The sequence below is a fragment of the Telmatocola sphagniphila genome (assembly GCF_018398935.1).
Classification (GTDB): domain Bacteria; phylum Planctomycetota; class Planctomycetia; order Gemmatales; family Gemmataceae; genus Telmatocola; species Telmatocola sphagniphila.
Map to the genome: position 1 here is coordinate 1,368,654 of NZ_CP074694.1, position 13,326 is coordinate 1,381,979.

Genomic DNA, 13,326 nt, shown 5'->3' on the forward strand with positions numbered 1-13,326 from the left:
ACGCTGAGTCACCTCAGCGTGCTTTTTCATTTCTATAATAGCTGATATGGCCAATATTCTTTTAGGTGTGACCGGTTCGGTCGCGGCGATTAAAGTTCCGGAACTGTTCGCGGAATTAACTGCTCTCGGACATCAGGTTCGAATTGTCACAACGCAGAAGGCCAAATACTTTTTTGATAACGCTCCCTTTATTGCCCAAAAATGTCTGATCGATGATGCCGCCGAGTGGCCGGGGCAAGAAGACGGTAGACAGTATCAGCGCGGCGATATGGTCCTGCATATCGAACTGCGGAAGTGGGCGGATTTGTTTCTCATAGCCCCCTTGGATGCCAACACCCTGGCGAAAGTAGCCAACGGAATTTGTGATAACTGCCTGACCAGTGTCTATCGCTGCTGGGATTTGACGCGGCCCGTGGTGATCGCGCCCGCGATGAACACGCTCATGTGGGAGCATCCGGTAACGGATCGAAATTTGAAGCAGCTTCAGCAGGATTGCAAAAAACTGCGAATCTGCTGGCCGCAGGAAAAACTGCTCGCCTGCGGAGATATGGGGACCGGTGCCATGGCCTCGATCCCGGAGATTTTATCGCAGTGTTATTTGGACCAGAAGAATTCCTAAACGATATCCACTTCCCGCCCTTCCCGAGCGGATTTAGCCAGCGCATCAAGAACCTTCAGCGATTTGATCGCCTCCGAAATGTGGGGCGTGGGATCCTGGTTCTGAATGAGGGCCGTGCCGAAATCGTCTAACATGCAGGCAATCTGGTCTTGGCCGCGAACCGAATGAGTTTCGGTTCTCTCTCCCGCATGAATATCAAATTTGGCTTCGTCGTCCGGAACCCAGAGATCGCGAATGGTCATTGTTCCCTGCGTGCCAGTAATTTCCACCCACTGTCGCATCGGTAAGGTGAATCCACAGTCCATGGAAGCCAAGGATCCATCTGGGAAAAGCAGTTGTGCGGTCATTTCCACATCGCAATCGTACTTGTACTTGGCTCGTGCGAAGGCTTTGACCGGTTCCTGACCCATGGCCCAACGGATCCCATAAACGGTGTAACAGCCGACATCCAGTAAACTCCCGCCCCCCATGGAGTTATGGAGGCGAATGTTGGATTGATCGAGATTATCGAGTACGAAGGTGAAGGCGGCCGTAACTCGGGTAACTTTTCCAATCTTGCCGGAATCGAGCAATTTTCGCATCACAGCCGTCCGTGGATGATGCGGCCACATAAACCCATCCATGATGCGAACTTTTTTCTGGCTGCAATACTCGACCAGACTCTGCGCTTCCGGTGCTGTGGGGGTCAGCGGTTTTTCGCATAAGATATGCTTGCCGCGATCGGCCGCTTTACGGGAATATTCCGCATGAAGATGGTTAGGCAAAGGAATATAAACCGCATCAATATTCGGATCGTCCAGCAGAGCTTCGTAACTCCCATAGCAATGCGGGATACCCGAATCCTTGGCGGCTTTTTGTGCTTTGCCCAGGTCGCGACTGGCAATCGCATAGAGATCTGCCGTACGAGATTTGTGGAATGCCGGGAATAGCCTTTCGTTGATCTTGGCTGCACCCAGTACTCCCCATTTCAATTTCGCGGATGGATTGCTCATGGCACGAATTTTCCCGAATGGATAATGACTTTCTGTGAAGTATAGAGAAAGTGATCGTAGAGTGACGAAACCTCATGAGCACCAGATACGCTTGCATGGACCATGGACCATGCAAATTGGAACCGGAGGTTCCGACCCGGTCTCCGTTCCAGTAACCCTTCCAGCGATGGTTCCACTGCCGCCGTTTTTTTTTGAGACTCGAGAGATTGGCTTCGAGAGATCCTTCGGGCTTCCAACCAATTTGACTCCTACAACCGGGATTCAGTTGCAGATCAAAAATCTTGCCGCGGATTTTTTTGTGGAAATGAATGGGGTTAATCTGTCTAACATCAGTTTGAATCCCAAAGAGTTTCTCTCTAGTATCGTACAGTTGTTGGATCGTAGGAATGTCCTATCTCTTGGATCGAAGAACTGTACGTTACCGCTACAACCATTTGAGTCGGTGAAACTGCTGATAATTGAAAACGATTCCAGCGATTAGAGAACTATGAGACTTTGTTAAGATGGGGTGTCAGTATCGGAGCTTGGCCGTTACTATCTAAGTAAGAATTATGGAGCTGACTATGCGCAATAAGCTACGACTTCTGGCCCTGTCTTTAAGCATGCTGGGAATTGCCAGTTTGGTGGAGGCTCAGGATTTTGGCGGCTTCGGTGGCGGTAAAGGTGGTGGCCAAGGCGGCGGTGGCTTCGGCGGAGGCAACTTTGGGGGCGGTGGCGGAAAAGGCGGCGGTTTTGGCGGTGGCAAAGGCGGCGGCCGAGGTATGGGTGGTGGCGGCTTTGGTGGTGGAGGAATGGGTGGCCCCGGCGGCGGCGGTTTTGGCGGCGGCGGTTTTGGCGGCGGCGGAATGGCAATGGGTGGCGGTGGCCGAGGTATGGGTGGTGGTGGCTTTGGTGGTGGAGGAATGGGTGGCCCCGGCGGCGGCGGAATGGCAATGGGAGGTACGGGCGGTGGTGGCGGCGGCGGTTTTGGCGGTGGCCGCGGCATGGGGGGACCAGACCCTGCAGCTATCTTCGATCGTCTGTCCAATGGTAAATCGACGATTACTAAGGAAGATGTACCCCCTATGTTTCAGGGGATGTGGGAGCAATTCGCCAACGGGAAGACTTCGCTTTCCAAAGATGACTTTATGGAATCTTTCAAAGCGGCCCGGGAAGCTCGCTTAAATCAGCAGGCGGAAGCTCTGAATCCCGAACTGTTCAATCAAAGTAATCCTAATCAGGAAGAAGCACGCCCGGTCGTATTACGAGCAGGTAAGCTGCCAAAAGAAATTCCGGCCTGGTTCGTGCAAATGGACGCCAGTGGCGATAACGATGGACAGGTTGGTCTTTATGAATGGCGTCAAGCCGGCCGTAGCCTAGAAGAATTTAAGACTTGGGATTTGAATGATGATGGTTTCATTACTCCCGAGGAAGTTCTGAAAGTTATGAAGACTAACCAGGTCGCGGGTGGACCCAGCGGCAGTAACGGTAGCTTCGGCAATGGCTTTCAAGGTCCCGGCATGGGAATGATGATCAACGGCGGGAATTTTGGCCAATCGGGTGGTGATACAAACCCCTGGGCCAACCAAGGACTGAATAATGGCAACATATCCGTCAATGGACAGAATTTCAGGATTATGATGAACCCCGGTGGCAACATGTCCCAGATGAACGGTCGTCGTGGCGGACCCGGTGGCTCGGGCGAAGAAGGTGGCGCACCTCGTATGCGAGGTGCACCTGGTTCAGGGGGTGGTGACGGATCGAATCGCCGGGGCGGTGGAAACAACGGCGGCGCCGGACGTGGTAATCGGGGTGCAGGTGGGGGAAGTAACCAAGGTGGCTATAGTAATCAGAACCCATCCAATAATAATTACCAGCCCGAACCCGAGGGCGATCAGTAAATGAAAAAGGGGAGCTTGGCTCCCCTTTTTTCGTTTCTACTTCTCTTTCTTCTTTTTCTTTTCGTATTCCTCGACGATTCCCTTCGGATCCTCATTGAAAGCGTCGCGACAGCCTGAGCAGCAGACATAGTAAGTTTTACCTCCATAACTCACAGCGATGGTTCCCAATCCCCCGGTGACGCAGCACTCGTTCTTCTTTGAAGAAGCCAGCGACATCCCTTCTTTGGCGTGTTGAACCGTGAAGAGCTTCTTATCCAAGCCTTTTCCTTTAGTTTGCACCGAGTAGGTGTAAATGAGACGGGCTCCATCGTTATTGGTGCTGATGGTGAGCGTTTGCTTATCCTTCGAGGTCGGATCTTCCCGTTTCAACTCCAATTGCTTTCTTTTGAATTCTCCCTCGAAGACCAGTTCATTCATTTTCGGATCGTTAACTTTCAGCTGATAGACTTTCTTCTCAGGCAGAAATCGCAATTCGCCTCTGGTGAAATACTTGCTGTTATCGAACTCGACCGACAGGGCCACATCCCCTCCCTTGAGCTTCCAACCCCAGTTCATCGTCTCTTTCCAAGTTTCGGTCTTTCCGTCTTTCGTTTCGCCGTTGCCCTTCCAGGGGCCTACGAATTCCTGAAGCGCCGATAGTGCTGCCTTCGAAGCAGTTGTCTGCTTGTCTTTTTTATCCTGAGCGGGCAGGTAGCTCGAAACCTGCGTCAGGAAGCCCAGAAATAGTGTAAAAGTAACCAATTTTTTCATCATGACCCCCTCTGTTTCGATCCGGTTAACGTCGATTCAGGTTCGAAAGTACTAATCGCTCTTCCAATTGGATGGAGCGCGATAGGAACTCGTTCCCGAATTCGACTTGCATTTATCCTATATCTGAGAAGTTTTGTCGAGAGATGGGAAACTGCGGGAATTTGGAATGCTCCTATCGGGCTGCCTAGAATGGGATAATGGTTAATATTTTCGAGGTATCCCATCTGTGAGTAACATCCCCGTTCGACCGGCTACACTTAAAGAATTGCAAAATACAGGCTGGAAGTCCCGCTCCGTCAAGGAAGAGATTCGACAGAATTTCCTGAAACTTCTGCAGGCTGGCAGCGATTTATTTCCCGGTATCATCGGCTACGAGAATACAGTTCTGCCCGAGATCAATATCGCCCTATTGGCAGGTCACGACATTCTCTTTTTGGGGGAAAAGGGGCAGGCCAAAAGTCGCTTGATGCGCTCGCTGATTCAGTTTCTCGATGAAGAATTGCCCTACCTCGACATTCCGGGCAGTCCGGTTCATGAAGACCCTTACCAGCCCATTACGAAGGCCGGTAAGGAATTGGTTGCGAGCAAACCCCCGGAGGAAATTCCCATTCGGTGGTGGCCGCGATCGGAACGCTATGCGGAACGACTGGCACCCGGCACCAAGTTCGCGGATATTATCGGTGAAATCGACCCGGCTAAACTGGCCATGGGTACAAGCATGTCCACGGAGGATGCCCTGCACTTCGGGTTGATCCCACGCATGCATCGCGGGATTTTTGCGATGAATGAAATTCCCGAATTGGATGAACTTATCCAGGTGGGCTTGTTCAACATTCTGGAAGAACGCGATGTTCAGATTCGCGGCTATCCGATCCAGTTCGATCTCGATCTGATGATTCTCTTCTCCGCCAATCCGGCCACCTACAATCGCAGCGGAAAAGTTATCCCGCAATTGAAGGACCGCATCGGCTCGCTGATTCAAACTCACTATCCGATCGAGCGATCTCTGGGGATCGAGATTACCGAACAGGAAGCCGAATTGGATCTGGGCGGCGATTTTCCGGTCCTGGTGCCCTATTTCATGAAGGAAATTATCGAGCAGATTAGTATCTGCGCGAGAAAGTCCAAGTTTGTGGACCATCAATCTGGTGTGAGTGCACGATTGAGCATCGCCAACTACCGCACGATGGTTTCCAGCGCGCGGCATCGGGGAGTTCGTCTGGAAGAAAAGCCGGCCGTACCCCGCATCAGCGATCTGGGACACCTGGGAACCTCGTCCCTGGGGAAGCTGGAGTTGGATATGATGGGGAGCAATCAGATGTCTGAAAAACAGGTCTTGGAGGCCATCATCATCGAGGCGATTGGCACGGTTTTCGATGAATATGTCGATAAGCATGGCCTCGACGAAATAGCGGATGTTTTCAGCAAGGGCGTTAAAATTGAAGTTGGGGACACCCTACCCTCTTCGCATTATGCCGAGCGATTAAAGCGGGTTCCAAAAGCCTGGGATAAAGCCTTTGAAGTCAATGCCGGCGAAAATGAGGGTATCCGGGCCAGTTGCCTGGAATTTGTACTGGCGGGCTTGCACGCGACAGATCGAATCTCGCGTTCAACGAAACATGGGCGGATCGTTTACGAAGTTCGATAATCCTCCGGCTTAAGCCTTTTGAAAAATCTCGTCGAGAAACTGTAAGGAACAAATATGAGTACTGGATCGCAACTCGGCGGGATTATTCACACCTATCAGAAGTACGACCCCGTCAATTTCCCCAACCCCGCCTCGGAGCAACCCGATTTGGCCTCGGCGGCCATGGAACATCTACTCTACTACGGCAATACCCGACGGCTCACGGATGAAGAATTGGCCAACGCCGTTCATCTGGATCCCAGTCAGATTGCTGGGATGGGACCGAGTCTCGATGCGATTCGGCAGATGCTGGAGGAAAGAAAGCGGAAAATTCTGGAGACTTACGAAACGGCGAAAGCGCAGGAACGAGCCGGTCGGGAATTCAAGGATCAAGCCCGTTCCGTCAGGCCGCCCGATAAACTGCGGAAGCGCTTCGATCAGGCCGTTCAGGAGGAGCAGCTTTACGATCTCGAAAATCTCTATTACCTTTCTGGCGGAGACAACAGTCCATTTGCCCGGGATATTGTGCTGTTAACGGAAAGTTTGGGACGAAAGTATCAGGTCGATGAGCTCGCGGCCAAATATGAATTCACGGGCCGGGAGAAAATGACAGTCGATGAAGCTCTTCAGATCAAGCAGGAGCTGGAGATGATCGACAAGCTGCTCCAACAAATCGAAGAGGCCATGAAAACAGCCCAGATCGGTTTGATTGACATGGAGGAACTGGGGCAATTTGTCGAGGGAGAGCAACTCGACAATCTTCGCCAGATCATGGAGCGAATCAACGAATATCTCAAACATCAGGCGGAAGAACAAGGTCTACAGAAGGATCGGCGCGGCTACCAAATCACGCCGAAGGCGTATCGACTGTTCCAGAATAAACTTCTGAGCATGATCTTTTCCGAGTTGCAACAGTCAAAAACCGGAAAACATGAAGCCGTTGTGGGAGAAGGAGCTACCGAAATCGAGCGAACCAAACCCTATGAATTTGGGGACTCGGTGGCTCAAATGGATATCCCCGCCAGTATGATCAATGCTCTCCTACGCAATGGTCCCGGGTCGCCGGTGCGGATGGGCATGGAAGACATTGTCATTCACCAGACCCGGAATACGCCCAAATGCGCCACCTGCGTGCTGCTCGATATGTCGGGCTCGATGCGTTACGATGGCCTTTATGTGAACGTGAAAAAAATGGGATTGGCATTGGATGGTCTGATTCGAAAAGAATATCCGGGGGATTTTCTTCAGTTCATCGAGATGTACACTTTCGCCAAGCCCCGCCATATCTCGGAAGTGCCGGCACTGATGTACAAGCCGGTAACCATTTTTGATCCCGTGGTGAAAATCAAAGCGGATATGTCCGATCCGGATATCACGGAAATGCAAATTCCTCCTCACTTCACCAACATTCAGCACGCGTTGCAATTGGGGAGGCGCTTTCTCTGCAGTCAGGACACTCCTAATAAACAAATATTTCTGGTGACCGATGGTTTGCCCACGGCGCACTTCGAGGGGGAGATCCTATTCATGCTCTACCCACCCAATAATCGCACGGAAGAGGCCACCATGCGGGAAGCGATGCTCTGTGCTCGAGAAGGGATAACGATCAACATTTTTTTGCTGAATAGCTGGAATCAAACGTCCGAGGATGTGAAGTTCGCTTACCGGATGGCCGAAACAACCAAGGGGCGGGTAATTTTTACAGCCGGGAAAGAACTCGATCGATTTGTGGTATGGGATTACATCAAACGCAGAAAGAGTATAATATCCTGATGCAAAAACAGGAGCGAGCGGGTGTCTGACGAACGGATCAAGATCGTTTCGATCATGAACTACCCGCCCGATCCGAATACCCAGCGAATGTGCTGGATATTTCTCGATTCTGTCATCGATCATGGGGCCAAGAGCATCACCCTGCTGTACGAGGATTTCCCACCCATCGTCACCTCGGAACATCGACGGGCCGCTGATATCGAACTCGTACAGCGAAAATCGCTGGATGTCGGCCACCCTCATTTTAATTTGCGGTTCAAGCTGGCGAATTTAGCGAAGCTCGATTTTCCCTTTCTGTTCCTTGATGCCGATATGGTCGTGCTCAGCGATTTGAATTATCTCTGGCAGCGCCGCAACGATAAACCCTGGATGGGAATTAACCATCAATGGGTTTCGAGTGATCCGGGTACGCATCGGCCGCCGTTTTTAAACTCGGGTTTACAGTTGGTTTCCGATCCCAAATTCTACGATCTGAATGCCATTCTCGCGGCTCAGAATGCCGTAGCGCCTCTCCATCGGGCCGCGGAGTTCGGCAAATTTGAAATGTTTGCCTCTCCGGGGACCGACCAAGCCCTGCTCTACCGTTATTTCAGATCTCTGAATTACGATTACACCCACCCCGAAATAGGCCTGGGTTGGAACAGTTGTGCCGGGGTGACCGATCTCTGGCAAGAGGAAGGACTCTGGAAGGCTAAGACCAGGGGATATCATCCCGATTACGAAGTGCAAATCGTACACTTCTGGGCACAATTCAAGCCCTGGAAAATCGAATGCCCTTTATTTCGAGATTATCGGTCTCAGCTCTAGTTCCTTCCATTGCATTGCATCTCAGCCAACATCCAGGAGATACGATTTAAGATGACCTGTATTCGCTCGGAAGCGCCCTCGGGTTCGAGTGGCCCCACCCCAAATCGAAGATTAGTTCTAATCTGCTCTGCAATCCAGGAATGCCTTTCGAAATCGGATTTCCAGGCCGCTTCGGGATGGGTGGGATCTTTCGCGCATCGATTTAGGTAGTCGAAGATTTTAAAAGCCGTCGGGATATCGATTTCATTGTGAAGAAGATTCCGACAGGTCAGCTCGCGCAAGTGAAGCCTGGATCCCGTCTGGGTGAGCAGGCCGTCGAGAATTTCTTCTTTCTGTTGCTCCTCCGATAAAACCCGTTCCGCTTCCTGCTCCGAGATAAAAGGATCTTTCGAGTCGAATTCTTCTGTCTGTGAGGAACTACTGCAAACGCAATAGACGCTCCCGCTGACAGATAGAAAAATACCTAGACAAACGACGTAGAACGTGCGCATGGGATAAAATCCATTTCGGGTTCAGTATTCGAATAAGTGGAGAGATTCAGTCGAAAGCATTCGAGTTAAGAATGCTTTTTTCAGGTAGGATTACTAATTAGAACACTCCAGATCCGGAATGGTTCCCCGTTTTTAGAAAAAATTTGAGTAGAAAATTGCGACGACTTACGCGAGCAAAAACGGGGGAAGGCAATCGGGCGATGGCGATGAACTAGGCGGAGAAAGTTTTACTTGTCAGTCGAAAGAGTGCTCAGCTCAGTCGAAAGAGTGCTCAGCGATGTTAATCAGCCGCTCTTCGCTTGAATCGTGCGAGCTCGAGCTCAGGATTTTTCCACCAGAGCCCAAGCTTCTTTTTCCAATTCTGCTTTCTCTTCAAATTCGTCACCCTCGAGAACGCTATTATCGACGAAGATTTTGTGCTTCTGACCGAAGGCATATTCGGGCCCGAGGACATCCACCACCGTAGGATTCCTCTGAGGCTTTTGGGGAGGGAAGAAGTATCCTTCGACAGTGATCGCTTCCTTCCGGTATTCCGGATACTGCAACAGAAACTCGTGCAACTTTTTCAGTCGATAGTGCGGAACGGTCGCATACATGTGGTGGGGCAGATGATAATCCATTCCCATCGGGAAGACGGCAAATCGGATGAATCGGCCGACAAAAAAAGTTCGAGTGTTGGTCAGCCAGCCGCGATCGCCATTACCGTGCTGCACGATTTGCCGGAGAATCATGAAGAACGAGAAAGAGGTGAATAAGGGAACCACCCAAAGGATCAGATAATAGAGAGCTGCGAAAATGCCGGTTAACCTCGTGACCCAGGCGATGCCGGAAAATAAGAGCGTGATGTAACCCAACCGAAGCATCGTCATATATCGCAGAGCAATAACGGGATGTACCCGGCTTTGATGAAATTTGTCTTCGGGAAGTTTCCAATAAACCGCGCAGATACCCAGCCAAAGGGAGGCAGGTACTATCGCGAGAAGGATTGGATTTCCCAGATAAAACAGCGCTGTGATGGTTGTCAGTGTCGTGAGTATGTAGGTAAGGCCGATCCTTACTGCCACCTTGGAGGGTTTCTGGCCCTTTTTCAGATAAGGATTTTTGTCCGTTCCCGTCGCGTTATAGGCCGCCCGAACCAGCATGAACCGGATGAGTCGGGGAATCCACATTTGCCTGGTGACAGTTCGGATAAAAGTTCGTCGCGCGACCGGAAAGTTCAGCCAGTGGCCGCTGGTTTTGAGCTGGGACACATCGGGATCGCGATCGGGATCGTTCACAAATTGATGATGTGCCAGATGCTGCAGTCGATAGTGATGCGTACTCGAAAAAAGCGGAAACATAGTTAATAGATCGGACACCAGATCATTCAATTGGCGGTTCTTGAAAAGAATGTGATGCACGCCCTCATGCGACAAACCACTCAGTTGGTGCTGCCCTGCGCCGATAAGAACGATGGCCGTTAGAACAACGGGGGTATTCCAGAAAAAGGAAAATCCTTCGGCCTGTTGCCATTCACAGAAGGCAATGGTTCCACCGATGACGGCTGCCAGATAAAGATAAATTGCAGCGATGTAGTAAATACTCGTCCAGTTATTCGTCTGGCGGAGAATTTGAAGTTCTGCTTTCAAAGCAGCATCGTTAAGTGTTTTTTCGGTCAATACAACTTCCGCGCTCATGGCCGTACGCCTCGCGAGTTAATTGTTCTGATATAATTTAGCGACTTTTCTTGCGATCAGCTTGTCCAGTAGTCGTGGGAAAAATCGGTTCATCCGAAGCATATTTTTGGCATCCGACCCGATGACTATCTCCTCATTTCCAGATTGTAGGGCACCAAGGATTTTCTTTGCCACTCCAGCCGGTTCCATCCCTGCAGAGTAATCGATTTTGGCCTTGCCCTCATTGCGGAGCATATCTTTTTGAAGTCCGGTTTTAGTCAGGCCGGGTATCACGAGTAAGGTTTCGATATCAAAGCGTGCCATCTCGCCGCGTAAGGCCTCAGTTATACCGCACAATGCGTGTTTACTGGCCGAATACTCCGGCCAGGCGGGCATCGCTTTACGACCGGTCATGGAAGACACATTCACGATAATCGGTTGATTGCCGTGCGTCAGATGCGGAATTGCCAATCGAATCAACTCAACCGGGGCAAAGAAATTGACTTCCATAATCTGCCGGAGCACCGATTCATCGGAATTCTGGAAGTGACACCAGCTGGCTATCCCTGCATTATTAATCAACCCGTCCAAGCCCCCGAGTCCCGCGAGAGTAGCTTCAAAAATTTTCAGGCGATCCCGCTCTTGAGAAACATCTCCGTAAACAAGAATTGCCTTCCCATCGGGCAACTCTGCTTTCAGAGCTTCCAGTTTGGCAAAATTTCGGCCGACCAAGGCCAGGCTGCACCCCGAGTTGAGCAATTGCTGGCTAAGGGCCTTGCCGATGCCAGAGGTGGCCCCGGTAATGAGAAAACGCTTACCCGAGAGGTTGCGATGCATATTAGCCCTGATGATCTGGGTTTCCCAATTTGCCAAAATCTATTTTATTCATCGCTATTAGCCTTCGCGAGTGACGGAAAGCTCCTCCTTGAAAGCGAATAGTCGGAAAGCTCTCAAATCTGGAAAACTCGCTACAACCTGAGGAATATTGGCCTGTTCTTTCCACGAGACCCTGGGTAAATTTCGCCCATGCAATGGCTTCTGATCGGATATATGTTCCTCTTTATTGACCGGCCATTTGAGGTCTGGCCAATTCTCGGCGACATCCATCTGGAGAGAATTTACTTTCTGGGGATGATCGGCTACTGGCTGATTTTTGCTAATAAAACACTTCCGCTGAGTCGGGTTCACTCCGCCCTGCTTGCGTTCGCCAGTGCGTTATTGATTTCCTGGAGTTTGTCGCGCTGGCCAGGTAGCGGTCAGCCCATCGTCGAAAACTGGCTCAAAATCTTGGCTTTTTACGCGTTGATCGTCACCTCCGTACGGGATGTCCAAGGACTGCGCTTCCTCGTGTGGGGATTTGTCGGATCGGTATTTCTTTACGAAGTGCATTCGCTGCGGGAGTATCTGGGCGGTCGGCATACCTATCGCATGGGGATCGTTCGCATGTTGGGAGTGGATGATACCCAGGGAGATCCGAATAGTTTCGGCGCGACAGTGCTCTTTGCCCTTCCCTTCGCCATCCTGCTCTATCAAACCACCACTCACCGACTGGCGAAGTTTTATTACGTCGGTTTCTCTCTGCTGACTTTCACCTGTATCGGCCTTACCGGATCGCGATCTTCCTTTTTGGGCTTGTCGATCTGGCTGATGATCGAAGTCTTTCGAAGTCGGCATCGCTGGCTGGCTTTGTCAGCTTGCATCATGCTGGCCCCGGTTGGCTTTCAACTTCTCCCCGAAAGTTTACAAACCCGATTTGAAACGATCATCAGTCCTGAAGTTGGACCTGAAAGTGCCAGAGAGTCGAGCGAAGGACGATTAATCGGCCTCTCTCAAGGGGTCGATCTTTTTCTCGATAATCCTTTTTCGGGCTGCGGACCAGGCGCCTGGCGACCGGCCACGCACAGCCTCATCGAATCTCATAATCTTTATGGACAGGTGATCGGCGAACTGGGAGCTTTAGGGGCTCTGGCCTTTTTGATACTTCTACTAATTTATTTCTTGGAAATCCGCAAGATTCGCAGCGCTGCGGCCTGGGAAATTTCAGATCGGCTTTCGTTTCCCAAAAAACTCGCCGAGGCAGTAGGACTCAGTCTATTTTTGCTGCTCCTGGAAGGGAATTTTGGTCACAATCTCTATCGCTATAACTGGCTCTGGTATGCCACATTCCTGGTAATTGCCCGACGATGCTCGATGGTTAGTAACGTCGCAAGCGAGTTCGATACGGGACAAATTCCCCTGGCGGAAAATGAAAGCGAAATCGAATCAATCCTCGAATGATTTTTCCGAACGAGTCTTTTTTCGGGCTGCCTGAATCTTTTTGTCAGTCAATCGTCGTCGGACGGAGCCTTTGGTGGGTTTGGTGGCTTTGCGCGGTTTCTCGACAATCAAAGCTCGACGCAGGATATTTGCAAATTTGGTCAGGCAGTCTTCGCGATTTCGAGGTTGATCGCGATAGAGCTGGCTTGTCAGTACCAGATCTCCTTCCGTCGTCAGCAGATTTGCCAGTTTCATCTGCAGGCGCGGTCGAAGTGGACCTGGGATGGAGGGCGAGGCATAAAAATTCCAGCGCAGGGTCGCTTTCGAGGCCACTTTGTTGACGTTCTGTCCCCCTGGCCCGCCCGATCGGGAATAGCTCCACTCGAACTCCTCGAGCGGTATTCGTAATTGGTCGTTAATCTGAAGCATTTTTGAGCCATGTACCGGGAGGCAACGCCTCCTCATTGATATTGACC

Annotated in this window: 12 protein-coding genes; 6 read left to right on the top strand and 6 right to left on the bottom strand. The window is 51.0% G+C overall.

What is annotated here, in order from left to right:
* Nucleotides 1-46 precede the first annotated feature (46 nt).
* Nucleotides 47-619 (top strand): flavoprotein, encoded by a 573-nt coding sequence (locus KIH39_RS05730; RefSeq protein ID WP_213498302.1) that lies wholly within the window; start codon nucleotides 47-49, stop codon nucleotides 617-619.
* Here KIH39_RS05730 and KIH39_RS05735 read toward each other — a convergent pair.
* Nucleotides 616-1,611, bottom strand: a complete 996-nt coding sequence (locus KIH39_RS05735; protein ID WP_213498303.1) for a Gfo/Idh/MocA family protein — start codon at nucleotides 1,609-1,611, stop codon at nucleotides 616-618. The genes KIH39_RS05730 and KIH39_RS05735 overlap by 4 nt on opposite strands.
* 563 nt (nucleotides 1,612-2,174) lie before the next feature.
* On the opposite strand from KIH39_RS05735, the gene KIH39_RS05740 reads away from it, so the two are divergent.
* The gene (locus KIH39_RS05740) at nucleotides 2,175-3,491 is read left to right on the top strand and encodes an EF-hand domain-containing protein (protein ID WP_213500632.1); all 1,317 of its coding nucleotides are present in this window, start codon (nucleotides 2,175-2,177) and stop codon (nucleotides 3,489-3,491) included.
* Between the two features lie 36 nt (nucleotides 3,492-3,527).
* Here KIH39_RS05740 and KIH39_RS05745 read toward each other — a convergent pair whose 3' ends face one another.
* Complete coding sequence (locus KIH39_RS05745; protein ID WP_213498304.1) at nucleotides 3,528-4,244, bottom strand: hypothetical protein; 717 nt, start codon at nucleotides 4,242-4,244, stop codon at nucleotides 3,528-3,530.
* Between the two features lie 232 nt (nucleotides 4,245-4,476).
* On the opposite strand from KIH39_RS05745, the gene KIH39_RS05750 reads away from it, so the two are divergent.
* From KIH39_RS05750 to KIH39_RS05760, 3 genes are read left to right on the top strand one after another with little or no spacing between them, the layout of a single operon-like run.
* Nucleotides 4,477-5,889 (top strand): magnesium chelatase, encoded by a 1,413-nt coding sequence (locus KIH39_RS05750; RefSeq protein ID WP_390623694.1) that lies wholly within the window; start codon nucleotides 4,477-4,479, stop codon nucleotides 5,887-5,889.
* 54 nt (nucleotides 5,890-5,943) lie between these two features.
* Complete coding sequence (locus KIH39_RS05755; RefSeq protein WP_213498306.1) at nucleotides 5,944-7,641, top strand: vWA domain-containing protein; 1,698 nt, start codon at nucleotides 5,944-5,946, stop codon at nucleotides 7,639-7,641.
* 21 nt (nucleotides 7,642-7,662) lie between these two features.
* The gene (locus tag KIH39_RS05760; protein WP_213498307.1) at nucleotides 7,663-8,448 is read left to right on the top strand and encodes a glycosyltransferase family protein; all 786 of its coding nucleotides are present in this window, start codon (nucleotides 7,663-7,665) and stop codon (nucleotides 8,446-8,448) included.
* On the opposite strand, the gene KIH39_RS05765 is transcribed toward KIH39_RS05760, so the two are convergent.
* The 3 genes from KIH39_RS05765 to KIH39_RS05775 all read right to left on the bottom strand — a co-directional run bounded on the left by KIH39_RS05765 (nucleotide 8,445) and on the right by KIH39_RS05775 (nucleotide 11,431).
* Complete coding sequence (locus KIH39_RS05765; RefSeq protein ID WP_213498308.1) at nucleotides 8,445-8,939, bottom strand: hypothetical protein; 495 nt, start codon at nucleotides 8,937-8,939, stop codon at nucleotides 8,445-8,447. The two genes, KIH39_RS05760 and KIH39_RS05765, sit on opposite strands and share 4 nt — an antisense overlap.
* Nucleotides 8,940-9,259: 320 nt before the next feature.
* Nucleotides 9,260-10,615, bottom strand: coding sequence for a fatty acid desaturase family protein (locus KIH39_RS05770; RefSeq protein ID WP_213498309.1), 1,356 nt, complete (start codon nucleotides 10,613-10,615; stop codon nucleotides 9,260-9,262).
* Between the two features lie 18 nt (nucleotides 10,616-10,633).
* Nucleotides 10,634-11,431, bottom strand: coding sequence for an SDR family NAD(P)-dependent oxidoreductase (locus tag KIH39_RS05775; protein WP_213498310.1), 798 nt, complete (start codon nucleotides 11,429-11,431; stop codon nucleotides 10,634-10,636).
* A 189-nt stretch (nucleotides 11,432-11,620) separates the two neighbouring features.
* Between KIH39_RS05775 and KIH39_RS05780 the strand changes: the two genes are divergently transcribed.
* On the top strand, nucleotides 11,621-12,871 hold the full coding sequence (locus KIH39_RS05780; protein ID WP_213498311.1) for an O-antigen ligase family protein: 1,251 nt from the start codon (nucleotides 11,621-11,623) through the stop codon (nucleotides 12,869-12,871).
* Here the strand turns inward: KIH39_RS05780 and arfB are convergent.
* Nucleotides 12,857-13,279, bottom strand: a complete 423-nt coding sequence (gene arfB / locus KIH39_RS05785; protein WP_213498312.1) for an alternative ribosome rescue aminoacyl-tRNA hydrolase ArfB — start codon at nucleotides 13,277-13,279, stop codon at nucleotides 12,857-12,859. The genes KIH39_RS05780 and arfB overlap by 15 nt on opposite strands.
* Between the last annotated feature and the right edge of the window lie 47 nt (nucleotides 13,280-13,326).